19 protein-coding genes are annotated in these 23,033 nt (G+C 37.4%); 14 read left to right on the forward strand and 5 right to left on the reverse strand.

The window, feature by feature from the left end:
• Positions 1-18 precede the first annotated feature (18 nt).
• Entirely contained in the window at positions 19-1,761 is a 1,743-nt protein-coding gene (thrS, locus tag ACMAYX_RS00140; protein WP_392992242.1) for a threonine--tRNA ligase, read from the reverse strand.
• A 199-nt stretch (positions 1,762-1,960) separates the two neighbouring features.
• Between thrS and ACMAYX_RS00145 the strand changes: the two genes are divergently transcribed.
• The 9 genes from ACMAYX_RS00145 to ACMAYX_RS00185 all read left to right on the forward strand — a co-directional run bounded on the left by ACMAYX_RS00145 (position 1,961) and on the right by ACMAYX_RS00185 (position 11,429).
• Complete coding sequence (locus ACMAYX_RS00145; protein ID WP_392992240.1) at positions 1,961-3,244, forward strand: winged helix-turn-helix domain-containing protein; 1,284 nt, start codon at positions 1,961-1,963, stop codon at positions 3,242-3,244.
• Between the two features lie 15 nt (positions 3,245-3,259).
• Positions 3,260-3,754, forward strand: a complete 495-nt coding sequence (locus tag ACMAYX_RS00150; RefSeq protein WP_392992238.1) for a hypothetical protein — start codon at positions 3,260-3,262, stop codon at positions 3,752-3,754.
• A 2-nt stretch (positions 3,755-3,756) separates the two neighbouring features.
• Entirely contained in the window at positions 3,757-4,221 is a 465-nt protein-coding gene (locus ACMAYX_RS00155) for a GNAT family N-acetyltransferase (RefSeq protein WP_412471357.1), read from the forward strand.
• 215 nt (positions 4,222-4,436) lie between these two features.
• Complete coding sequence (rimP, locus tag ACMAYX_RS00160; protein WP_392992236.1) at positions 4,437-4,952, forward strand: ribosome maturation factor RimP; 516 nt, start codon at positions 4,437-4,439, stop codon at positions 4,950-4,952.
• Between the two features lie 16 nt (positions 4,953-4,968).
• On the forward strand, positions 4,969-6,381 hold the full coding sequence (gene nusA / locus ACMAYX_RS00165; protein WP_103216983.1) for a transcription termination factor NusA: 1,413 nt from the start codon (positions 4,969-4,971) through the stop codon (positions 6,379-6,381).
• 39 nt (positions 6,382-6,420) lie between these two features.
• Positions 6,421-9,195 carry a translation initiation factor IF-2 gene (infB, locus tag ACMAYX_RS00170; RefSeq protein WP_103216984.1) on the forward strand — a complete coding sequence of 925 codons (2,775 nt, stop codon included), beginning with the start codon at positions 6,421-6,423 and terminating at the stop codon, positions 9,193-9,195.
• A 16-nt stretch (positions 9,196-9,211) separates the two neighbouring features.
• The gene (gene rbfA / locus ACMAYX_RS00175; protein WP_103216985.1) at positions 9,212-9,568 is read left to right on the forward strand and encodes a 30S ribosome-binding factor RbfA; all 357 of its coding nucleotides are present in this window, start codon (positions 9,212-9,214) and stop codon (positions 9,566-9,568) included.
• Positions 9,568-10,536, forward strand: coding sequence for a tRNA pseudouridine(55) synthase TruB (truB, locus tag ACMAYX_RS00180; RefSeq protein ID WP_412471358.1), 969 nt, complete (start codon positions 9,568-9,570; stop codon positions 10,534-10,536). The genes rbfA and truB overlap by 1 nt, the downstream gene beginning before the upstream one ends.
• A 53-nt stretch (positions 10,537-10,589) precedes the next feature.
• Positions 10,590-11,429: a ferredoxin gene (locus ACMAYX_RS00185; protein WP_199177516.1), complete on the forward strand. Its 840-nt coding sequence runs from the start codon at positions 10,590-10,592 to the stop codon at positions 11,427-11,429.
• A gap of 63 nt (positions 11,430-11,492) precedes the next feature.
• Here the strand turns inward: ACMAYX_RS00185 and ACMAYX_RS00190 are convergent, their stop codons facing one another.
• Positions 11,493-11,783 (reverse strand): cyclic-phosphate processing receiver domain-containing protein, encoded by a 291-nt coding sequence (locus ACMAYX_RS00190; protein WP_412471359.1) that lies wholly within the window; start codon positions 11,781-11,783, stop codon positions 11,493-11,495.
• A gap of 100 nt (positions 11,784-11,883) precedes the next feature.
• Here ACMAYX_RS00190 and ACMAYX_RS00195 point away from each other — a divergent pair, with 100 nt between their 5' ends.
• Genes ACMAYX_RS00195 through ACMAYX_RS00205 form a run of 3 tightly spaced genes read left to right on the forward strand, consistent with a single transcriptional unit; the run spans position 11,884 to position 13,856 of the window.
• Positions 11,884-12,759, forward strand: a complete 876-nt coding sequence (locus tag ACMAYX_RS00195; protein WP_412471360.1) for a type II toxin-antitoxin system death-on-curing family toxin — start codon at positions 11,884-11,886, stop codon at positions 12,757-12,759.
• A 52-nt stretch (positions 12,760-12,811) separates the two neighbouring features.
• Entirely contained in the window at positions 12,812-13,339 is a 528-nt protein-coding gene (locus tag ACMAYX_RS00200; protein WP_412471361.1) for a hypothetical protein, read from the forward strand.
• On the forward strand, positions 13,332-13,856 hold the full coding sequence (locus ACMAYX_RS00205) for a GNAT family N-acetyltransferase (RefSeq protein ID WP_412471362.1): 525 nt from the start codon (positions 13,332-13,334) through the stop codon (positions 13,854-13,856). Before ACMAYX_RS00200 ends, ACMAYX_RS00205 begins: the two co-directional genes overlap by 8 nt.
• Before the next feature lie 244 nt (positions 13,857-14,100).
• On the opposite strand, the gene ACMAYX_RS00210 is transcribed toward ACMAYX_RS00205, so the two are convergent.
• From ACMAYX_RS00210 to ACMAYX_RS00220, 3 genes are all read right to left on the reverse strand, one after another.
• The gene (locus ACMAYX_RS00210; RefSeq protein WP_412470557.1) at positions 14,101-19,560 is read right to left on the reverse strand and encodes a zinc-dependent metalloprotease; all 5,460 of its coding nucleotides are present in this window, start codon (positions 19,558-19,560) and stop codon (positions 14,101-14,103) included.
• Positions 19,561-19,596: 36 nt separating this feature from the next.
• Positions 19,597-20,436 (reverse strand): hypothetical protein, encoded by an 840-nt coding sequence (locus ACMAYX_RS00215; protein WP_103216990.1) that lies wholly within the window; start codon positions 20,434-20,436, stop codon positions 19,597-19,599.
• A 390-nt stretch (positions 20,437-20,826) separates the two neighbouring features.
• Positions 20,827-21,507 (reverse strand): M14 family murein peptide amidase A, encoded by a 681-nt coding sequence (locus ACMAYX_RS00220; RefSeq protein WP_412462507.1) that lies wholly within the window; start codon positions 21,505-21,507, stop codon positions 20,827-20,829.
• Between the two features lie 245 nt (positions 21,508-21,752).
• On the opposite strand from ACMAYX_RS00220, the gene ACMAYX_RS00225 reads away from it, so the two are divergent.
• Together ACMAYX_RS00225 and ACMAYX_RS00230 are read left to right on the forward strand one after the other, a co-directional pair.
• Positions 21,753-22,223, forward strand: coding sequence for a ribonuclease H family protein (locus tag ACMAYX_RS00225; RefSeq protein WP_103217557.1), 471 nt, complete (start codon positions 21,753-21,755; stop codon positions 22,221-22,223).
• Positions 22,224-22,313: 90 nt separating this feature from the next.
• The gene (locus ACMAYX_RS00230) at positions 22,314-23,000 is read left to right on the forward strand and encodes an FKBP-type peptidyl-prolyl cis-trans isomerase (RefSeq protein ID WP_103216992.1); all 687 of its coding nucleotides are present in this window, start codon (positions 22,314-22,316) and stop codon (positions 22,998-23,000) included.
• Positions 23,001-23,033: the final 33 nt, after the last annotated feature.

Genomic DNA, 23,033 nt, shown 5'->3' on the forward strand with positions numbered 1-23,033 from the left:
TATAAAAAACCCTAAAGCTTATGCTTTAGGGTATTTTAAACTATCTAGTGCCTTAAGTTTCTCAAGCATTTCTGCATTCGTCCAATTGAACGAACCTTTTGCTCCATGCTTTCTAACTGCTACGGCATTGTTTTCAATTTCACGATCACCAACAACGAACATGAATGGAATTTTAGACTTTTGAATTTGGCGAGTCTTATATCCCATTGTTTCATTACGATCATCTACGCTTACACGATAACCTTGCGCAAATAATTGCTCTTTAAGTTTGTGAGCAGCTTCCCCGTGTGCTTCATTATTAACTGGAACAATAACGATCTGCTCTGGTGCTAGCCAGAAAGGGAAAACACCTGCAACGTGCTCAGTGTAAACACCAAAGAATCTCTCAAGTGATCCAAGTAGGGCACGGTGTACAACAACTGGTCTTTCTTCGCCACCGTCTGCCGTCGTGAATTTAAGATCAAAACGGTCTGGTAGTTGGAAGTCTAGCTGAATTGTCCCAAGCTGCCACTTACGTCCAATTGCATCTGCAACCTCAATATCAATTTTTGGTCCATAGAATGCACCGTCACCTTCTTTGATAACATAATTGTGACCAGAAGCTTTTAGTGCTTCTTCAAGTGCGTTCTCTGCAATATCCCAAGTCTTATCATCACCAGCTTTCTTTTCTGGACGAGTTGATAAATTAACAGTGATATTATCGAAACCAAATAGCTCGTAAGCTGTGAAGATCATCTTCATTGTTCTTTGAATTTCTTCTTGAACTTGATCAAGTGCTAAGAAGATATGGGCATCATCTTGGCAGAATGAACGCACGCGAGTTAGACCTGCTAGTGCACCTGCTTTTTCATTTCTGTGAAGACGGCCAAAGTCCGCATAACGAAGTGGTAGGTCACGGTAGCTATACTTATAGTGCTTGAACATTAGCATGTGACATGGGCAGTTCATTGGTTTTACCGCATATTCACGATCGTCAATCTTTGAAAAGAACATGTCGTCTTTGTAGTGCTCATAGTGACCAGAAGTATGCCAAAGAGAGCTATCTAAGATTTGAGGCGTGATAACTTCATCGTATTCATAGATACGGTATAGTCTTCTAATATAGTTCACAAGTTCGTTAATAACGATTGTTCCTTTTGGCATAAAGAAAGGAGCACCTGGAGCAACTGGCTCAAAGTGGAATAATTCTAGTTCTTTTCCTAACTTTCTGTGATCACGCTTTTTTGCTTCCTCAAGCATCATAAGATGTTGCTTAAGTTCTTTCTTATCTGAGAACGAAGCAGCATAAATTCTTTGCATAACTTCACGCTTTTCATCACCACGCCAGTATGCACCCGCAATGCTAAGAAGCTTAAAACCTTGTGGTAGGTCAGTTGTATTTTCTACGTGTGGCCCACGACAAAGGTCAATGAATTCACCTTGCGAATAACAGCTAACTTCTTCGTCTTCAGGGATTGCTTCAATAAGTTCTACTTTAAGTTCCTGACCTTGCGACTTGAAGAATTCAACAGCCTCAGTTCTAGTCATAACTTTTCTTTCGATTGGTAATTTTTCTTTGATGATTGTTTTCATCATATCTTCAATTTTTGGAAGATCTTCCTCGCCCAGGGTTCGATCCATCAGAATGTCGTAGTAGAAGCCATTTTCAATAACAGGTCCAACGCCAAATTGAACGCTCTCATTAGGATAAAGTCTTGAAATTGCTTGCGCCATTAAGTGGGCGCTCGAGTGTCTGATTGTGTCTAAATCGTACTTGGGCATGTAATCTCCATAAAATTTTGGAATAATTCCTACTTTAAAGGCCCATAATATCAAATAATTAAAGGGTTCATCAATATTTTGAGTGTAATTATTTTAGTTATTATAAAGAGTTTTGACGGGCAGCGTGATGACATGTTATGAACATGTTGTGGTAAGATTCCACAAAATTCTCACAGCGGAATAGAAATAGGGAGTTGATATGCAGATTGTCGGGGGACAAGAATCTGGAAATAGTGTAAACAGCGGCTTTAAGACTGAGGTTTTAGGCTTTCTTGGTCATGGTGAAGGGCTTATTCCTTCACAAGATATTTTGACTAAGTTAGAGGTTGGTAAGGCTTATTACCAATTAGGAAAACTTCATTATGATAAAGCCGATCTTAATAAGGCCGAAGTAAACTTTTTAAAGGCCATCGACTGTGCTGAGTGTCCTCAGGATAATTATCGCGTATTAAAAATTCTAAGTTTTCTTATTAGAATTGCTGCTGAAAAGCTTGAAGATGAAAAAGCCGCTAAGTATGTAAATCAGAGTGAGAATATCATTAATGACTTACAGGTAAACCTTGGTAGTCTTTCTGCTGAATACTTCTATTATGCAGGTTTAATCAAGTCGTATCGAAATGATTTTGCAGGTGCATTTAGCGACTTAGAGCTATCTTATAATAAATCTAAAGAAGAAAATGATCCTGATCTTCACTCAAAGTGTTTATTGGCCCTAGCTAATAATGCTTATAATAGAGGTGAATTCGACCTTTCTCTTGATTACATGGCCCAACTGGATAACTTATTAAAGATTATTAATAAGGAATATCTTGGTGGTTCGATGCATATGACTTATGGAAAAATCCTAATTGCCAAAGGTGATGTGGAGGCTTCTTTAAAGCACTTCAATCTTGCTAATATTACACTTCAGAATAAGAAGTGTTGGAATCTTTATGGTTATATTCTTTTAGGAATTGGTCAGGTTGAAAAAGTGAAGGGTGATTATGATAAAGCTACTCTTTACTATAACCTTGCAAAGCAAGCAGTTGATTCAACAACTTTTAAGCGTCTAACTAATGTACTTGATGCTGAAATTCATGAAGTTAATGATTCAAGTGTTGATATTTACCTTGATCGCAATAATAGAAAAGTGAAAGAAAAGAATATTGGTGTTATCGACTTTAAGCACCGTTTTGTTCTTCTTGAAATTCTATTCTTGTTAGCTAAGAACCGTGGTTCTTTTTATGACAAAGAAGATCTGGCACGTGAGATTTGGAAAGACGAGTACAATCCACTAATTCACGACAAACTTATTTATACGTCAATCTCTCGTCTAAGAAAGCTTATCGAGCCGAAAGACAATAGTAATACGAAGAGAAAGTACATTATCCGTGGTAAAGATGGATATACTTTCAACCCAGACGTTAAGATTCGTTATCAGATGGAGACAAAACTTACTGCAGGTAAAGCTGTAGCAAACGTTGACATTAGTTCTCCAGTTTAATTAGCATTATACTTAATGCGATTTATTCTAGTTTCAATATTTTTAATGAATACATGGGCCCTCAAAGATAGGGCCCTTTTCTCTGTAAATGGCCAAATCTATTTCGGTCAAAACACAAATGATCTTTTAAAAGCTTATAATCAAAGTTTGTGCCTGATAGGGAAAAAGAACTATATTGCTAAGTTAACTGGCCTAGCTCCTGCTCTTGAGCAAGTTACAATTGCGCCAGAGTCCCTTAATGCAAAACAGAAAGACTTAATAAAGAGAGTATTATTGCTCTCAAAGTCTATGGATTTAGAAAGTGAGTACGCTTCGTATCCAAAGTTTGGCACTTGTAAAATAAGTAAAGAGCTAACTAAAAAAGTGGTTCAGATTTATAACACAAATTACGAATTGAAGAAGAGATACCAAAATTTTCTAGAAACTCATAAATTAGATAATGGCCCTTATATAGATGAGGAATATAAAGACTTCGTTTTAAAGAATGTTGACTCAAGGTTATTCTTATAAAGATGAAAGAATTCAAAATAGACTTAATAAGCAATATTGACGAAGAGATACTGTCGAATTTATGCGACTTTGAAGCTGCATTTTTCAAATGGCCTTGGTCAAAAGAAAATTGGCAACAATTGGCATCCTCTGGTCGAGACATTTCATGTATCTGGGCCGAAGATGATCAAGTTGTGGGAATTTGTGTGTTTGAGGTGAATCAACCAGATTTTTGTCATTTATATAAAATTATCGTTCACCCTGACTTTAGAAGACGCTCAATTGCCAAAAAGCTATTTGAAGACATGCTGAGTCATTGCAAGAGTGTTTTTAATGGCCAAATATTTCAAGTTTATCTTGAGGTGGAGGCTTCAAATGAGGGGGCCATCAGGTTTTATGAGAGATTGGGCCTTGAAAAAATTCATCTAAAGAAGAATTTCTATGCAGATGGAAGTAGTGCTGTTATAATGCAAGTAGTCGTAAGCTGAAGTTGTTTTCATAAGTTATCAATGACAAACCTTGACAAGATTTCAAAATCTTTGATAATTAATAAGTACTTAGAAATTAGAAAGTTTTTTTCAGGTTTTTGAGTAAATAACGATTAGTTAAATATTTAACAAGATATAATCGGGTAGACTTTTAGGGCTACCCTTTTTTTTTATTTTTATAGGCTTTTTTGTAAAAGCATATGGGATGCGTTTTAATGGATTTAGATATCTCTTATTCAGGTATGGAACAAAAATTTTTCGAACTTGCTACTGAAGTTGTAAGTGGGGAAGGTTACCTTCTTTATGATATGGAGTATATCAAAGGTTCTAAAACTTTACGCGTCTACATAATGAATAAAGAGACAAGAACAGCTGTAATCGAAGATTGTGTGAACGTTGACCGCGCTTTTAGTGAGCCAATGGAAGCACTTGATTGGATTCCAGATGATATTGTTCTAGAAGTTTCTTCTCCAGGAATGTTTAGAAAAATTAAAACAAGAGAGCACTTAGAGTTAAGTATCGGTGAGCGTATTCTTGTTCAACTTAATAAGAAATTTGGGGATCTTTTCCCAGGTGAAAAGTTTGATAAGAAAACAGCAAATGCTAAGAAAGTTATTTGTAGCTTAAATAGCTACGGAGACGACTATATCGACGTGACTCTCGATAGTGATTTTGATTTAAAATTAAACTTAAATGATATTAATAAGATCGCACTTGAACCAGAAGTGTAATTGTTTGAGGTGAAAAATGAGTTTCTCAGAATTAAGTAAAATTATTGATGTGTTAGGTAAAGACCGTGGTATCGATAAGGCCATTATCGTAAACGCAATTGAACAAGCTTTCTTAGTAACTGCTAGAAAGAAGTTTGGAATTCAAGGTGAATACGAAACTCGTTATAACGAAGATGACGATGATGTAGAGATCTTCCAATATAAAAACGTTGTAGATGAAGTAAGAGATTCAATTATTGAAATCAATCTAGGTGATGCTAGAGAGCTTGATGAAGATGTTGAAATCGGTGACCAATTAGGGATCAAAATTGAAAACCCTAACTTCACACGTGTTGACGTACAAACTGCGCGTCAGATTATTATGCAAAAAGTTCGCGATGCTGAAAGAGAAATCCTATTCTCTGAGTTTAAGCACAGACAAGGTGATCTTGTAACTGGTATCGTTAGAAGATATGAGCGTGGAAACGTGGTTGTTGATCTTGGGAAGGCCGATGCTGTTCTTTCAAGAAGAGAGCTAATTCCTGGTGAGCAATTTAACCCTGGTGACAGAGTACAAGCTTACTTAACTGAAGTAGTTATGACTAACCGTGGGCCAGAAATTAGACTTTCAAGAACTTCACCAATGTTCCTTGTTAAGCTTTTTGAAATTGAAGTTCCAGAAATTCAAGATGGAACAATTGAAATCAAATCAGCTGCACGTGAGCCAGGTCAAAGAGCTAAAATCGCTGTTCAATCAGTAGATAAAGATATTGATCCAGTTGGTGCTTGTGTTGGTATGAAAGGATCACGAGTTCAAAATATTGTTAATGAACTACAAGGTGAAAAAATTGATATCGTAAGATGGAATGATGATCTAGCTACATTTGCTATTGCAGCTCTTGCTCCATCTGAAATTGAAAATATTTCTATTGATCACGATTCAAAATCAATGGACGTAATCGTAGAAGAAGATCAGCTATCACTTGCTATTGGACGTCGTGGACAAAACGTTCGTCTTGCAGCAATGCTATCTGGTTACAATATTAACATTATCTCGAAGTCTAAACTTCAAGAAAAAGTTAATAAGTCAGTTGAGAACTTACTTCAAATCCCATCTGTTACAGATGCAATGGCACAAGTACTTGTACAAAATAGCATCATGGCAATTGGTGACTTCATGGCAACTCCTGCGGATGAAATTGCTACTATGACTGGTGTTGATGCTGCTACAGCACAAACTGCAATTGATGAAGCTGCAAAGTTAGTTGAAGAAGGAACAATTGAGCTTCAACCAGAAGGTGAAGAAGAATTAGTATCTGCTTCTGCAGTTCCTAAGTACCTAGGTATTATTAATAAAGAAGGTGCTGAGCAGGAAGATGAAGGTTCAGACAAATTTAATGAAGCAGAAAGAAGATTAAGAGAAGAATTAGCTGCATTTAAAATTAAGTAATTTTAAAATAGAAAAGTGTAGTCATACTACGGAGATAAAATGCCTAAGAAAATATTTGAATTGGCCAATGAACTCGGAAAGAAGCCATTAGACCTCGTAGAAGAGCTGAAGTCACACGGATTCTCAGTAAGAAACCACATGTCGGTATTATCTGATGAAGATATTACTAAGTGGGAATCACTTACTGGAGGAAGTGCTGGAGATGCACCTGCTGAGAAGGCGACAAAGAAGAAAACGGTCAAAAAGAAAGCTGCAAAAAAGGCGACTGTAAGAAAGAAGTCTGCGGCACAAGCTGACGATGATAGTGAGGAAGATAAACCTGCTAAGAAGACAGTTACTCGTAAGAAGAAGACTGTTGTACGTCGTAAAGCTTCATCAAAATCTTCGGAGGCAACTTCTGATGATGAAAACACTGAAGCTATTGTTGAATCTTCTGAAGATATTGAAGTAAATGCAGAAGAGACTGTAAGTACTCCTGTTGCTGAAGAAGCTCACGCTCCTGAAGTAGAGGAAGAAAAAGAAGTTGAAGCTAAGGAAGCAAAAGAAGAAGTTGCTGTCGAGGCTAAGACTGAAGAGAAAAAAGCTTCTGAAGAAAAAGAAGAGAAGAAAGAATCGACGACTCTAGATGGAAAGCCATTTGGTCTAAGAATTGTTTCAGCTCCAACTAAAGAAGATAAAGAGAAAGCTGCTGCTCGCAAGGCAAAGAAAGCTGCTACTAAGGACGAAGAGGTTCAAGATGATATCAACACTAAAGCAGGTGTTGTTGAAGGTGATGAAGATCGTACAGCTAAGAAGGATAAAAATCGTCTAAGTGGTCTTGCTTCTATGTTAAGTGCTAAGAAGACGGTTAACCGTTCACAAGCCCTTAACGAAGAACGTGCAACTTCAGAGCTTAAGTCTTACTCTTCACTTCAAGGTACTGGACGCCCAATGTATACTCAAGTTAAGAGAAAGCGTCAGTACTCAGGACCTTCGAAATCAACTGAGATTACAGAAGTAAAAGAAGCAAAGAGAATTATTAAGCTTCACGGTGGTGCTTACGCTGAGCAATTAGCGAAGAAGCTATCTATTAAGCTTAAAGATATGATCGATAAGTGTCTTGACCTAAATCTACTTGTTAGAAATGGTGACTATATTGGTCTTAAATTAGCGGGACAAATTGCGTCTCTTTACGATTATAGAGTAGAGGATCAGACTTTTGATGAGGATGCGGCACTTGGGAAAGAATCTCTTTCTGAAGAGCAACTAAATAAGCTTCCACTTCGAGCTCCTGTTATTACAATTATGGGTCACGTTGACCACGGTAAAACAACTCTACTAGATTATATTAGAAATGAATCGATTGCTGCTGGCGAAGCTGGTGGGATCACTCAGCACATTGGAGCTTACTCGGTAGATGTTAAAGACTCTAAGCTTACTTTCCTAGATACTCCAGGTCACGCGGCCTTTGGTGCTATGAGACAGCGTGGTGCTGATATTACAGATATTGTTATTTTAATTGTTGCTGCTGATGATGGTGTTATGCCTCAGACTGTAGAGTCAATTAAATACATTCAATCTGCAGGTAAGCCTTTAATTGTAGCGGTTAACAAAATGGACCGTGAAGGTGCTAACCCAGATCGTATTAAACAAGCTCTAACAGAATTTAATATCACTCCTGAGGAATGGGGTGGGGAAACTCAATTCTGTCATATTTCTGCACTTAAAGGTGATGGAGTTGATGAACTTCTTGAAGCAATTGCACTTCAAGCTGAAATCATGGAGCTTAGAGCTGAACCTAAAGGGCCAGCTGAAGGTGTTGTTATTGAATCAAGAATTGAGCACGGACGTGGTCCTGTTGCAACTGTTCTTGTTCAAACAGGTACACTTAAAAAAGGTGACTCAATTGTTGTTGGAGAAACTTTTGGACGTGCAAGAAGTTTAACTGACCATAAAGGTGTTCAACATAATAAAGTTGGGCCTTCGATGCCAGTACAAATTATTGGACTTGCAGAAGCGCCATCTCCAGGAGATAGCCTAAACGTTGTTAAAAACGAAAGAGAAGCAAAGAAGATTGCTCAAAACCGTATTGATGAAAGAATCAGAATTGAAACTGCAGCTCAGACTCAAGGGCCAAAAGTTTCACTTGAAGACTTCTTTGCAACTGCTGTATCAGATGAGGGACAAAAGAAAGATCTTAACCTTATCATTCGTTCAGATGTTCAAGGATCTTTTGAAGCGATTAAATCTGCTATTGAAACAATTTCAAATCCAGAGGTTGAAGTTAAAGTTATTCGCGGTGGTGTCGGTCAAATTAGTGACTCAGACATTGAACTGGCAAATACTTCGGGTGCCTTTGTTCTTGGATTTAATATGAGACCATCAACTTCTGCACGTAAGCTTTCTGAGCAGTATGGAATTGATGTTAAGACTTACTCAATCATCTATGAACTAATCAATGATGTGAAACTAGCTGTTGAAGGTCTTCTCGATCCTGAGTTTACTGAAGAGTATATCGGGCGCGCGGAAGTACGTGATACATTCTCTGTTCCTAAAGTTGGAACAATTGCTGGTTCAATTGTTGTTGATGGTGCTATCCAAGTTGGTTGTAACGTACGTCTTCTTAGAGAAGGTAAGATCATGTTTGATGGTAAGATGTCTTCTCTTAAGAGATTTAAAGATGATGTTAAAGAAGTTAAAAATGGTTACGAATGTGGTGTTGGCCTAGAAAATTACAACGATGTAAAAGTTGGCGACCTATTCGAAGCATATAAACTGAAAGAAAAGAAACGTAAGCTTGAGGATGTTTTAACAGCAGACTCACCAATTCTTTAATTCGGTTGGAGATGTCATGAGTGGCAATAAGAAAAAACTTCAATATGAAGAACAAATTAAAAATGAAGTAAATCAATTACTTCGTCGTGGACTAGATAACTCTGCGTTCACATTTTGTTCGATTACTAAGGTTGAGATAAGCCCAGACTTTTCTACGGCAAAGTTATATTGGGATACATTCGATCCTTCTAGAAGAGGTGATATTGCTAAGGCGATGGATACTTCTCTAGGTAAAATTAGAAGTCACCTTGCTAAGACTTTACAAGTAAGACACACACCTTCATTAACTGCTGAGTATGACTCGCAATTTGAAGATGAGCAGGAAATTGAAAAACTACTGCAATCTGAAAAAGATAAAGGAAAGTCTTTCTAATGGCTTCAAGAAATAAGAAATTTAAGGGCCCAATCTTTGGGCCTTTCTTTTTTAAAGTTGATAAACCAAAAGGGATAACTTCCTTTGATGTTATTAGGCGCTTTAAAAAAAACCTTCCTAAAAATATTGGTAAGATCGGACATTTTGGAACTCTTGATCCATTTGCAACTGGTCTACTTGTTATTGGTATTGGACCTGCAACAAGATTAAATCAATACACTCAAATTGATTCTAAAGAGTATATTGCGACAGGAATTCTTGGTGTTAATTCTCCAACAGGTGATTTTGATACTGAAGAAGGTACAATTGAAGAATTAGAGTTTTCTGACGTAAGCTTCGATGAGGTAAAGAGTCAGCTTGAAACTTTTATTGGTCCGTATATGCAAAGCCCTCCCGCTTTCTCAGCAACTAAGCACGAAGGCAAGGCGCTTCATGAGTGGGCACGAGAAGGTGTCTTTATTGAAAAGCCACCTGTTGAGCGAACAATTCATGAAATTGAACTATTAGAGGTTCAGGGCCGTAAGATCGTCTTTCGTGTTTGTGTTTCTTCTGGAACTTATATCCGAGTTCTCTTTGATGACCTTGCTAAGAAATTAGGAACAAGAGGTGCTCTGGAAGACTTAAGACGAACTAATTCAGCAGGAATTGATTTAGAAAATAGTATTGATTTGGCAATCTTTGATGATGAAAATTTCAGTGCTAATGATTTTTTATTGAACTACACAAATCCGATAACTGAACTTATTGGATTTGAAAAAATAGAATTAGACGAGGCCATGAGCCAACGTTTTGTTAATGGCCAAACATTAAAAATGGATGTGGCCGATGGCCACTATTGGATGAGATCGCAAAATCAAACACTTGGACTCGCGGTCGCTAATGGTGGACTACTTAAGAGTTGCGTGGGCTTTAGTCCAGCTGCGTTAGATAAAATCGATTTAACTATGTGTAATTCCTTAGACGAATAATTTTAATTCGTGCTATACTCTAGGAAATTACAAGTGAAATTTAAGGAGATAAAGTGAATACTACTTTAATTGCATTAGCCATTGCATTATTAGTTGTAACAGGGATGGTTGTCCAACTAGGTGTTTTAAGCCTTCTTTCAGGTTCATTCTTCTTCCTATTTGGGAAGTCGAAGTTTGAAGTTCTAAAATCTTCAGATGATGAAAGTTTTGCTTTTGGTTACCGTTGGAATAATTCTAGGCAGCCTGCTAAGTTTAACCACGTTACGGTAAGGCTATTCAACCCATTTGGTAAGAAAACTCAAGTAACTGTTTCAAGTGACTTTGCTGTTCAAGATTCTGACTTTGGTATTGAAGTTAAAATGGGACCGGCTTTTAAAGATATTTTAGAGCTTGAAAACCTTGATTCTTCAACAGTTGAAATCGAACTTAAGTCTAAAGACGGTGTTACTCAATCTCGCACAATGAAGGGACGCAAGTTTATTGAAGCATTCCGTGGTGCTGAAAATACTGTTGAAACATTTAATGAAAAATATGGTTACGTAAAACCAAAGATGTTTTATCACCAAACAACTCGTTCATTTATTGCAGATGCCATTCCACAAGGTGATATTCCTGTAGGACTTAGAATTTCTGCAAACCCACAGTTTGCTGGTGAATTCGCTGGTGCTGCTGGTGCAGGAGCTCCTGCTCAAGAAAACTTTGCTGTTTCTAAGGTATGGATTGAAGAAGGTTGTATTGTTTGTAACGCTTGTGAAGGTATTTACCCTGAAGTATTCGAAGTTACAGATACTAACTGTGTGATTCGTCCAGATGCGCCACTTGATAACGGACTTTTAATTCTTGAAGCTGCTGAAGCTTGTCCAACTGAAGTTATCAAATTCAATAAAGCATAATTCAGATTTTAAATTTTGATATAAACAAGGCCCTCGAAAGAGGGCCTTATTTTTTTGTAAAATCTATTTTTTATAAAGGGATTTTAATACTAGGTTCATGCGATCTCTACCAACAGGATTTGACGTTACCAACTTGGTAGTTTTTGGTAAATGGTTAGGATTCTTTTCAAGCCAGCATACAATATCGTAGCCAGTAAGTTCTCTTCCAGTTGTATCGTCAAAACAGCCTAGATCATGATCTAAAAGTAAGAGGTCCCAGCTTTCTGTTGATAATTTTCTAATACCGTCTTGATAAGTTCTAGCTGTGTATGTCGCAGGTATCGTACGAATGTCATCAATTAATAATGTTTTCATAAGACAACTCTAATGTTAAAGTTACAACTGTATATATAAGTTGATTTTAAATCATCTTTAAAGATAACAGTAAATAGAGTGGGTAAAATTTTCTAAATTTATGAATGCATTTGATATCAAAAAGGAACAAGTTGTACTGATTCATGATAAATTATGTGAAGATGCTATACGTATAGGAGACCCAATCGTTCCATCCGGAGTAAAATGTGAGAACATGCTCGAGTCTTCACTTGCAACACTTGCTCCTGGACCATTTGGAGCTGTCAAATACGATACAATTGAACATAAAGCGGCTGTCTTGATTTATAGTATGATTAGTAATCACGCTTTTCATAATGGAAATAAGAGAACAGCTCTTGTAACAATGATGGCTTTTTTAGACTTAAACTTACTAACTTTAAAGTCTGGTGTTTCACAAGAGGCTTTATTTTGTTTGTTTATCTCTTGTGCTTCTCACAGATTAAAGTGCTTTAGAAAATGTAAAAATAATCAACATTATTTAGACTTAAAAGAAGAAATTGAAAAGGGCGCATTTTCTTGTTCTGATAAATACTTCAAGGATATGGATAAAGAAATAATAATTATAAGAGATTGGTTAAAAAAATACACTAGAAGATGTGATTTGTTTGAAATGAAAGTTGGTCTGAGGCAACTTAATAAGTTGCTAAGACAATTCGGATTCTCCGCAAGAACAGACTCATTTAATAGATTAGAGATTTTAAAAAAGAAGAAGGTCCTAGGTGTATCTTATGAAAAAAGTTATTGTTATTTTCCTAAAATTTATATTCGATGTAGTGAATATCGCTTATCAAAAAAAGAAATCTCAACTGTTAGAAAAAATTTACAACTCGACCCTGTTAATGGCGTAGATTCGCAAGCTTTTTATCAAACAGGTGGAGTTATATATGATGAGTTTATCAAGAAGTACAGAGTCGTACTGAGAGACTTATCAGAGTATGATAAACTAGGGTTTTAAATACAATTTCATTAATATCGACTTATATTTGTTGTCCATTTATAATTATTTTATGAAAATAGATAAATATTCAACACTCTTATCTCCTGTTGATAACGAGCATTTTAAACGCCGTTTTTTCTTAACTGGAGAACCAATTAACGAATCCCTTATAACCAATGTTTTCTTTGTTCCAAGGGCCGGTGACAAGTGGCTATACCTTGTTAAAGACAGTGGTAAGCTTGACTATCCTGGAGGAGAATTAAGAGAAGGGGAAAGCGTTATTTTTGGTTTAGAGCGAATGCTAGGTCTTGAACTTGGCATTAGTATGAAAAGTATTAACAAACTTGGGCATTGGATCTTAGAAGATAAATACGAGACGCCCTTGCGAGAGCATTTTTCTCATCCTATCTCAGCTGCTGTCGTTTTCACTGGAGATGCAAGTTTCGTTAACTCTAATAATTTAAAATCAGCTACCACTGAAGAGGTTTGCCGACTTCTAAAGTCAGAAAACCGCCATTTACAAGCAGATATTTACTTAGCATGCGCTGAGTATTTAGAGTCTTTGGATGAGTTTAAGACGAAGGGGATACATGAATAGAATTACTCTAAGATATTTAACTCATGAGGATAAGGATGAATTCTTTGCTGCTTTCCATGAGGACTGGGAGAACAATTTTGACTTTGTTCATTACTGGGAAACTCTAGCTAATAGAGAGTTTGAGAAATATGTTTCGATAGCTCCGGAGTTTGCAAGGGGAATTCATATTCCAAAAGAGCACGTAGCTGCCGCATTACTTTTTGCCTTCAACGAGGACGGGAGAATTGTAGGCCGTACATCAATTCGTTTTGAATTAAACGATCATCTTTTAAAGGTTGGTGGCCATATTGGTTATGGAGTATGCCCCAATTTCCGCCGTCAAGGATATGCGACTCAAATCCTTGCTGAGTCCTTAAACTACGTTAGGGCCAATATTAAGGGCCTTAAAAAGGTTCTTGTTACTTGTGATGAAGGTAATATTGGATCTGAGAAGACAATTCGTAAAAACCGTGGCCAGCTTGAGAATGTTATTGAGGTTAATGGTGTTAAGAAGATGAGGTTTTGGGTCGAGTTGTAATTTTTTAGGGACTTTAATTCAATGAGTAGTAGTGTGGTCTTTGAAGTTGGTTACCCGAAGGCTCCCTTTATGTTCAGGAAGAATTGTATGCCTGCGAGAGGCAGGAGCCGAAGCAGGCCATGGTCGCCTCTGGGTTGTTCGGCATCATTTTGCCATCGTGGCAAATGACGCCTCCAAAAAAAGAAACCCGCCTGGACAGGGCGGGTTTCAAATTTAAGAACAATTTATCGGTAGATGGTTCGGATTATTTTCCTTCCATCGGATTAATTAGTCTGAAGTATAATCCAAGAAGTTTTACGTTTCTCTTCATATCTCCGTAGAAGCTATCTACATCTTTAGTAACTTTCATTTTCGTCATCGCTTCACCAACAAGCTGATCCATTTGCTGAATCTGAGCGAAGCTGTTTTCTTGGATATCTCTTAAGAAAACATCTCCTAACTTGATTTGCTCGTTATTATTTAGACCTTGGATGATCTTTGTAATAACTGGTGCGAATAGCTCAACTTGACCTTGCTCGTTCACAGAAGGCATTGAAAAGTTGTTCAGAAGGTTAGTGATCTTATTGTCTAAGTAAGTATCCTTGTTTCCAGTCTTTGCCATTTGAATCATATCAACTGTTGAACAGTATTGCTCAGAAAGACGACATGCTTCAGCTTCAAATGCGATTGGAGCGATTGCCTGGCTAAGTACTTGGTTAATGTATTCAAGTGACACACCTTCAAGACCAATCTCATTCATCATTGTTGTAAATTGTGCTGATACAAAGTATGAACCAGCTTGTTTTACAAGTGCTCTTTGAGCAAGGAATCCTGCAATCATCTCTTTTTGATTTTGTGAAGCAAGAAGAGCGTTGATCTGAGCGAAGTATTTCTCCATCTCTGATTTAATTGCTGTTGCATCACCAAGAGCTGCTGCCATATCAAGCTCTGTCTTTTGAGCTTTCATTGTATCTTCAGTTGCACCTTGTGCCGCTGGAGTTTGAGCAAGTTGAAGTCCTGCGATTTGTGCCTGCTCCCATTCTTTAAAGAATGTTGACCAACGCTCATCGTGAGAGATTAACTGCATCATACTCGCTTTCTTAATAACGTTACCAGCTACATATGAATCTTGTGCGTAAGGTACATATGCTTTTCTGATATCAGTTTTCTCTGCTACATAATCCTCTGGGATTTGGTAAGTTTGCCCTTCGTGCTCAAAAGTCTCAGTAAGTAGGTCGTTTTGAGAAATGTGGTTTACCCAAAATGCACGAGCAGGGTTAGCTGTTTGTTCAAAAGTATCAATGTTACCGTAAACTAGACCACCGATAGCAGCATAGTTAGTTTCAACTTCACCAACTTCAACTTTAAAAGCTCCGTTAGTTAGTGGGATATTACGTCCAGTTTCTGGGTCATATACTAGTGGTGTAACTTGACCAGAAAGAACTTCTCCAATTGTTGATTGTACAATTGAATCTTTAATATCAATTCCAAATAGGTACTGCTCTAGTAACTGGTATGGAATTCTTAAAGAGTTTGAACGGTACTTATAAGAGTACGACTCTGACTCTGTAAGTGCTACAAGAGCTGCAGCCTTATCATATTCAACACCACGGTTTTTAGCTCTGTATGAATCACTATCTAGTGAGATTGCCTCATTCCACTTAGTTTCAACAACCATTGGTTTTTGCGTTGCTACTTGTAGAACTGTTCCATCTTCAGCTGTTACTTCAGTTTGAGATGGTACAAGAGTCGAAACAAATCTCTTGTTTCTTTGTGCTTCAGTATCAAGTCCAGCACCTGGAGTGATATCTGGAGTTGCAACTACCGACTGTAGGAAGAATAGTGATTTAATTACACCATTAACTAGGTCGTTAGTTGTTGCATCATGAGTTGCTTGATCTGCTTGAGAGTACAACTCTGGAGTATAAATTAGGTGGTAGAATACCTCTTCATTCATCATTCTAAGCTTGTAGAACTTGTCCATTAGCCAACCAAATGCTGCTCCACCGTAGAATTCCTTACGCTTACCTGGGAAGTAGATATACTCATACATCTGACGGTAGTCTGCAATTTGGTAATCTACGATTTCTTCAAAAGATGAACCAAAGTCGTGTCTGTTACACTGAGGAGAGTTTCCAGCGTCCTCATCTGAACAGAATCTAATTCTCTTAAGACCAGCTTCCGCCATAAGTCTATGCTTAGAGATATTTGATGGGTTTCCATTTTCTCCAACTAGTGCATCAACAACATCTTTAATTCTTACTAGGTGATAGTATAGACCTGGTTCGAATTCAGACTCTACAGAAGATACCTTAACGTCAACACCGTTGATCTCTACAGATTTCTTTCTTGAGTTTGTGTAACCTTCAAGTTCAACCATCCCTGTATAAGCTGCACGTAGTGCGTATACATCGTATGGAGCTAGACCATCGTAAGTAGCGTGGTCATCAATTGTATAATCCATAACAGAAGATGAAGTTCTCTTAGTTTCTTTTTCTCCTGGGAATACCCAGTTCTTCTTATCAAATGATCCAACGAAGTTGTGACGTAGACCAAGGTTGTGTCCAATTTCGTGAGCAAGAGTCGGCATCCAAATATCAATTAGGATATCGTTCTTACCTTCGTCTGTTTGTGCCATCTTTAGAACATCGTAGTTCTTAGCAAGATTACTTAGAGCAAACTCAGCTGTTTCGTGGTTACAAATTGGGTTTTTATTACCTTTTGCATCGTACTCCATTGAGTGCTTGATCTTCGCTTGAAGGGCCTCAATTGAGTTGTCACCATGAATCGCAGCTTGTAGTGCAACATCATCTTTATTAGCAATTGCTTGCCAAGCAGCATGTACTGCTTTTGCTTCTTTTTGGTTAGCTCTTGTGAAGTTAGAAAGAACTTCATCTTTATCAAATGAGCTAGCTCTAAAGTCGTTCTTCATTAGACGGTGAGCATCTTTGATTTTCCCCATCTGTGAAGCGATATTTGGACGCTTAATTGTGTTAAGTAGGCTGCTCTTTAAGTTAGTATGAGCAACACCATGACGGTGAGATTTCATCTCAGCTTTCTTTGTGCTTTGAGATACTGTTTCACCTTCAATTTCAACTTCAACTTCATCAGAGTCAGCAACTTGTGTATTTTGTCCTGCCGCTTGAGTCTTTGCCTTGTGCTCAGCTAGAGCATCTTCAATAGCTTTCTTATTAAGCTCATCAGCAAGGTTTTTAAGCTCTTTAGTTGGAGTAATATTCTTAACAAAGTTCTTCTCTGCGATGGCCTTATCAACCATCCAGTTAATTGAAGACTTCATGTTACCACCGTATAGGTAAACAGAAGCTGATTCAACAACACCATTTCTTGGGTTAAATGACGGTCCACCAAGTCCAATGATTGAACTTGAAGTTGCTTTTTCTACCCAGTAGATGTGGTTACGTTGTAGATCACCAAGGTGAGTTTTTTCTACTACCTCGATATTTACTGAACGTGACTCACCATCAAGATTGTGAGTAAGAGAAAGATTCTTCGTTCCTGCTGGAATTGAATCATCTTTTTCTATTTTAAGAGTGATAATATCACCACGTCCTTCATATTGTGTACCTTTGAAAGCACGCTTGAAGCCTAGGTTGATATCATCAACAACTTTTTGAGAAGAAACGATAATCTTATTTCTTAAATCAAGTTCTGTTTGAGTCAGTTTTCTAATTAGCTTCCCATCTTTATCATATTTATTTGATGGAATACCTGTAAGTACGTACTCGATATTTTTACCATTTCTGATATCAAATACCATTGGTAGGTCTACTGTTGTATCAAAGTCACGAGTTTGCTCAGTGTATCCTTTTGGTACTAGCTTAGAACCAGTGAATAGACCAAAGTTAAACTTTTTTTGTACTTCGTAAGAAAGGTTTTGCTCTGGTTCTTCGAACTCTTGATTATACTTCATGAAAGTAGTTCTTTCTTTGAAAGTCATCGTTTCATTCTGTTGTCCCCAGTAATCTCCACCGAAGTCAGCACAGTTAAAGAAGTTTCCTTTCTTATAAGTTGATTGAGTAGAGAAGTTAAGGAATTCATCTCTTCCGTCAACTACTTGTACGATGTCACTTACTTCTGTAAGACCATGGGCCTTACCTCCACCACATACGCTCATTAGGTAAGGGTCTAGTGACGTAAGAACATCACCAATTTGATCGTTTCCAAGATTAACTACTGCAATTGCTCTTTCATCATTGTGACTTGCTGGAACGTAAACGATTCCACCTTTGTCATTCTTACTTTCACGGAAGTATTCTGCTTCAAAAGCTAGTAATGGTTCAGTGTCAAGATCAGTTGATCCTGTCTTATCAAGTAGTGGTCTTGATCTTTTTACTAGAACACGATCTGGCTCAAAGTGGAACTTAACGATTTCAACGTGGAAAGTCGCTTTAGAACCTGCAAAACTGTAGTTAAAGATATTTGGAGAGTCTTCTAATACTCTTCTAAAAGTGAATTCTTGATTCTTAAATTTTTCAAGTTTTAGCCAAGCTGTCGATAGCTCTTCTCTGATCTCAGTTGGGTAAATCTCTTCTGGTTGAGAGTCTTTTTCTAGTTGAATGAATTTTGCATCTTCTGCAACTGTACTAGAAGAGATTTTCGTCTCAGCTAGGATCTCATCATTATCATCGATATCGTACTTGAATTTAACGTACTTAATTTTTTCAGAAATTTCTGAACGTAGGAAACAGTTATCAAGAGCGATTCTAGCCCTCTTTGCTGTATCAGCGTCACATCTAGAAAATAGTAGGTTAAATCTTTCTGCACGAACTAATTTTTCTTCGTTATCAGTTAGGTCTTCTTTCTTGATAACACGAGCAAAGTAAGCTTTGCTTTCATTGTCATCAAGAATAACCTTGATTAGATCCTTGTTTTCAAAAACATGACCATCATGCTTTGACGTTGTGAAAGCATTTTCGTTATTAAGGATTCGGTCTTCAAGTTGTCCTACTGTGAATAGGTTATTTTCAACTTTATCACGACGGTAGATTGTCGCGATTTCTTTTTGATCCATTCCGAAAACACCTGTGTAAGTTCTGTTTTCGATTAGGTAGTCAACTTTATAGTGAGTTGATTCCGAACGGTCCTTCTCAACATATCTGATATGTCTTGTTTTCTCATCAAGATCATTCTTTACATTTTCTCTTTGGTAGAAATCAACACCGTATTGAAATAATGGAATACGATCAAGCTTTGAAGCTTTAACTGGAAGAACATCGCGAATGATTTTATTAGAAGCGCTAAGAGTTTGTGCACTAGCATTTACTGGAGCGATATACGCTACTAGGTAGTTTGTCGTAAGATCAAATGTAATCTCAAACTTCTGACCTTCTTTTTCTGCGAAAATAAGAAGATCTTTTACAAGAACATTATAAGTCTTATCATTAGAACTAACGATTTGAGTTGAGTAAAGAGTCTTTGCTTCACTTCCAACACTTGTGTCGATTAGGTCTGTTGAAATTCTGTTTTTAGAAAGCTCTTCTTGAGTCGCAACTGCTTTTGATTCAATAACTAGCTTAGCTGAAGTAACAGAGTTCTTAGTACGGTAACTTTCTTGTGCAAAATCAGGCTCTTTGTCCGGAAGAGTCTTTGCACAACTTGAAAGGATCGCTGCCAATGCGAAAGCATGTGTAAGGCCTCTGAGCATTCCAAACTTGTTTTCATTTTTGATTTTCATTTTTTCTTCTACCTTTGTTCTTTTTGTCATTTGTTCTTCTTTCTCTTTGTCTTCGTTATGTGTGTTCTATATTTTTATTGTTAGTGATGCATAAACTGATGAATCTCTTTCATCAAATAGGTCGATCTCAACCTTCTTCCCATCAGGTGATAGGGGAGTTCCTCCAAATTCATGACCTACCTCTAGGTTGTATTTAGGGCCAAAGCTATAGCCAATGGCCTGTGAGAACGAATAAGCATCTTTTGTATTATTCTGGTATGTCCAACCCTTCATATACGTTCCTCCAAGTGATAGGTATAGCGCATCCGACACGCTGTATGTCAGATATGCAACTGATGAAAGACTATATGAAGTATTTGAGCTTCCAGTCATTGTTGTTTCATACTCATGGAAGTTCTTGGATGCACCAAGAATAACTAATGCAGATAGGTCCTTAATCCCAATAACACTATCGGCTATTGATAGGCCTTCACTTAAGCTAATTCCTGCTTGAAGCTTAGAATATTTTCTAGAAACCTTACTTGTTGGAAGTTTTAACGATGCCGTACCAAATGAAACAACACCATCAAATGGCTGAGAAGCCTTTCTAGTAAAGGATACTGACGTATCGCTGATTCTACTTTTTCGCTCATCAACAAAGTCTTTTGATACTGTTGTTTTAGCGGCGAAACTACCTTTATCTGTAATAATATTGAAACGAAATGAGTTATACATTCCACTATAGTGGCCTGCCTCAGATGTCTTTAATAAATCTCTTGAAACTGTCGTATCAACTCTAGCTGACCAATTTCTAGTCGCACCTGGTGCTTTTTTGACACCCTGGATATTACTAGTGCTACTTTGGGCAACAACAGATGTTGTTGTAAGCGCAAGTAAAATTAATGAGATACACTTAAATGGTGTCACTCTGTCTCCTTTTTTCGTTCCTGAAAATGAAATTCGTTCAATACTTGATGCAAATGGTATGCCATTTGTTCATCTTCGGACGAGTTCGCATTTGAAGTAAATATATAACAATAGGGGTACGAAGACGCTGACTTTGGAAAATCTACAGGGTTGTTTAGGGAGTTGACGATTTTTGAGGGAAGTATAAAGGGAGGCCGTGGGACGGCCTCCGATTACACCTAGGCCCAAAAGAGAGAGGGATTATGAGGGATATTGGGGCCTAAATGATATTTATACCAAAATATAAACATGGGCGCCGCAATGCAGCACTCTCATTTTGAATATGCCTTATTAACGGATTTAGCGCTATCGAAGATAAGTTAATTTTGTTTAAGAAGAGTAAATTAACCTTTAGAGGAATCGTTTCAGAATTCCTGATGTGATCATTTCTTTGAATCCGACTTCATTTTCTTGCCACACTTCTTCAACAGTTACACCAGTGTCTACTGTTGGGCATTCAAATGTAAGTACAGGTGCTCCAAGCTCAACACTTCCGTAAGTTCCGAGTGAGCCAGGAGTTGGGTAGCCGATATCATCTGCAATTGGATAATTATTGTGTTTGGCCAAAAGCTGCGCAACATCCTTACAGTCACCATTGTAATTTACAATTGGTTTCCATGAGTGAATTGATAAAATAAAGGCCGGAGGATACTCATTAAAGAGCTTATTTAGGAATTGGTTTTCAGGCTCACTTAATGGAGCACTTCCTGGATTGTACTTATCTTCTTCGAATTCACTTTCCCAGCTTTGAGTAGGTAAGTTTCGATTAAGATCAACACCATTAGCATTAACGCGCGTTCCTGCATTAACACCATCTTTATTGACGATAGGAATAACGACTAGAGGTAGATCTGTCTCAACCTCAGTCTTAAGCCATGAAAAGATTTCTTTTAGGCAGTGAACTCCCTCGATTTCATCTCCATGAACTCCTGCCATCAGATAGATATAGCGAGGTGAATCAACTTTATTTTTAAAAGCTTCGATTTCAAGGTTGTTAACTGTTTTTCCAGACTCTAGTTTAATAAATTCCATAAAGAAATTGTGGTGGAAGTTTCCTTTTTTGTAAATGAAGTTTTATACTTATGACTTTAAAAAGGAATACTTAAGTAATGAAAAAGAAAAACATACTAAAAACTTTAGAATATTTAGAAAGTGTACTTGATACACAAGATGATCATGATGCAATTGCTCAGCTTCGCGAAAGCGTCGAGCTCCTTGAGGATGTCGATAATGGCGTTGCAAGTGGCAATGGACACTTCAGTATACCAATGGAGGCCATGGGGGCCTACACTGTCTATAGTGACGGTGGATGTCGTGGAAACCCTGGACCTGGAGCGTGGGGGGCAATGGGACAAAATCCAGATGGCGTCGTTTTCTTTGAAAGCTCTGGCTTCGAGTATCAGACAACTAACAATCGAATGGAGCTTACTGGTGCCATTGAATCATTGAAGTCACTAGAGAATGAATTGGAAGAGATGGGGCTAGATCATGGACATGCCGCTTTCCTTTATAGTGATTCGAAATATGTTGTTGATGGAATTACGAAATGGGTTCCTGGTTGGAAGGCACGTGGTTGGAAAAAAGCCGACAAGAAGACTCCAGAAAATATTGAGCTGTGGCAAAGTTTTGATGAAGTGGCAGGACGTTTTTCTAATCTTCAGTTTCGTTGGGTAAAAGGACATAGTGGTCATCCGCAAAATGAGCACTGCGATATGTTGGCCAATAAGGCAATGGATGAAAATATTTAAGGCTTGAAAAGCAGACCAAAGCACTTTAATCTATTTATATAAATATTAATTAGTAAAAAGACTTCAATAAATTTAGACAAAGGATGTTAAATGAAGAAACTACTAGCAACAATGGCAATCGCGCCATTACTATTTGTTTCATGTGGTAAGAAAGAGGAAGTAAAGCCTGAGACTGAAAATGATAAAATCTTCTATTCAGTTGGACATGTTTACGGAAAGAGATTTAAGGATTTCAAACTTACTGAAAGAGAAATGAATAACCTTGTTCAAGGTGTTCGTGACGGTATGACTAAAGATGCAACTGATATTGATACAAGACAATTTGCATTTAAATTTAGAGATATCGTAAACCAAAGAATGAGCGAAGTATCTAAAACAGAAAAAGATGCAGGTGCAAAATTCCTAGAAGAATTTGTTGCTAAAGAAGGTGCTAAGAAGACTGAATCTGGTTTAGCTTACAAGATCATTGAAGCTGGTTCTGCAAAGAAGCCAACTGAAACAGATACTGTAAAAGTTCATTACAAAGGTACTTTAAGAGATGGAACTGAGTTTGATTCTTCTTATAAGAGAAATAAGCCAATCGAATTCCCTCTTAACAGAGTTATTAAAGGTTGGACTGAAGGGATGCAACTTATTGGTGAAGGTGGAAAAATTAAGCTAGTAATTCCATCTGAGCTTGCTTATGGTGATCAAGGTGCTCCTCCATCAATTCCTGGTGGCGCAACACTTACTTTCGAAGTTGAACTAATCGAAGTTCTTCCAGCTGCAAAGAAATAATTCTTAATCGAATTAATCAAATAAAAAGTCGAT

Origin of the sequence: Halobacteriovorax sp. RT-2-3 (genome assembly GCF_047085075.1) — a bacterium.
Taxonomy (GTDB): domain Bacteria; phylum Bdellovibrionota; class Bacteriovoracia; order Bacteriovoracales; family Bacteriovoracaceae; genus Halobacteriovorax_A.

Coding starts and splice junctions, on each gene's coding strand:
- thrS (WP_392992242.1), bottom strand. CDS start 1,761: ATGCCCAAGTACGATTTAGACACAATCAGACACTCGAGCGCCCACTTA.
- ACMAYX_RS00145 (WP_392992240.1), top strand. CDS start 1,961: ATGCAGATTGTCGGGGGACAAGAATCTGGAAATAGTGTAAACAGCGGC.
- ACMAYX_RS00150 (WP_392992238.1), top strand. CDS start 3,260: ATGCGATTTATTCTAGTTTCAATATTTTTAATGAATACATGGGCCCTC.
- ACMAYX_RS00155 (WP_412471357.1), top strand. CDS start 3,757: ATGAAAGAATTCAAAATAGACTTAATAAGCAATATTGACGAAGAGATA.
- rimP (WP_392992236.1), top strand. CDS start 4,437: ATGGATTTAGATATCTCTTATTCAGGTATGGAACAAAAATTTTTCGAA.
- nusA (WP_103216983.1), top strand. CDS start 4,969: ATGAGTTTCTCAGAATTAAGTAAAATTATTGATGTGTTAGGTAAAGAC.
- infB (WP_103216984.1), top strand. CDS start 6,421: ATGCCTAAGAAAATATTTGAATTGGCCAATGAACTCGGAAAGAAGCCA.
- rbfA (WP_103216985.1), top strand. CDS start 9,212: ATGAGTGGCAATAAGAAAAAACTTCAATATGAAGAACAAATTAAAAAT.
- truB (WP_412471358.1), top strand. CDS start 9,568: ATGGCTTCAAGAAATAAGAAATTTAAGGGCCCAATCTTTGGGCCTTTC.
- ACMAYX_RS00190 (WP_412471359.1), bottom strand. CDS start 11,783: ATGAAAACATTATTAATTGATGACATTCGTACGATACCTGCGACATAC.
- ACMAYX_RS00195 (WP_412471360.1), top strand. CDS start 11,884: ATGAATGCATTTGATATCAAAAAGGAACAAGTTGTACTGATTCATGAT.
- ACMAYX_RS00200 (WP_412471361.1), top strand. CDS start 12,812: ATGAAAATAGATAAATATTCAACACTCTTATCTCCTGTTGATAACGAG.
- ACMAYX_RS00205 (WP_412471362.1), top strand. CDS start 13,332: ATGAATAGAATTACTCTAAGATATTTAACTCATGAGGATAAGGATGAA.
- ACMAYX_RS00210 (WP_412470557.1), bottom strand. CDS start 19,560: ATGACAAAAAGAACAAAGGTAGAAGAAAAAATGAAAATCAAAAATGAA.
- ACMAYX_RS00220 (WP_412462507.1), bottom strand. CDS start 21,507: ATGGAATTTATTAAACTAGAGTCTGGAAAAACAGTTAACAACCTTGAA.
- ACMAYX_RS00225 (WP_103217557.1), top strand. CDS start 21,753: ATGGGGGCCTACACTGTCTATAGTGACGGTGGATGTCGTGGAAACCCT.
- ACMAYX_RS00230 (WP_103216992.1), top strand. CDS start 22,314: ATGAAGAAACTACTAGCAACAATGGCAATCGCGCCATTACTATTTGTT.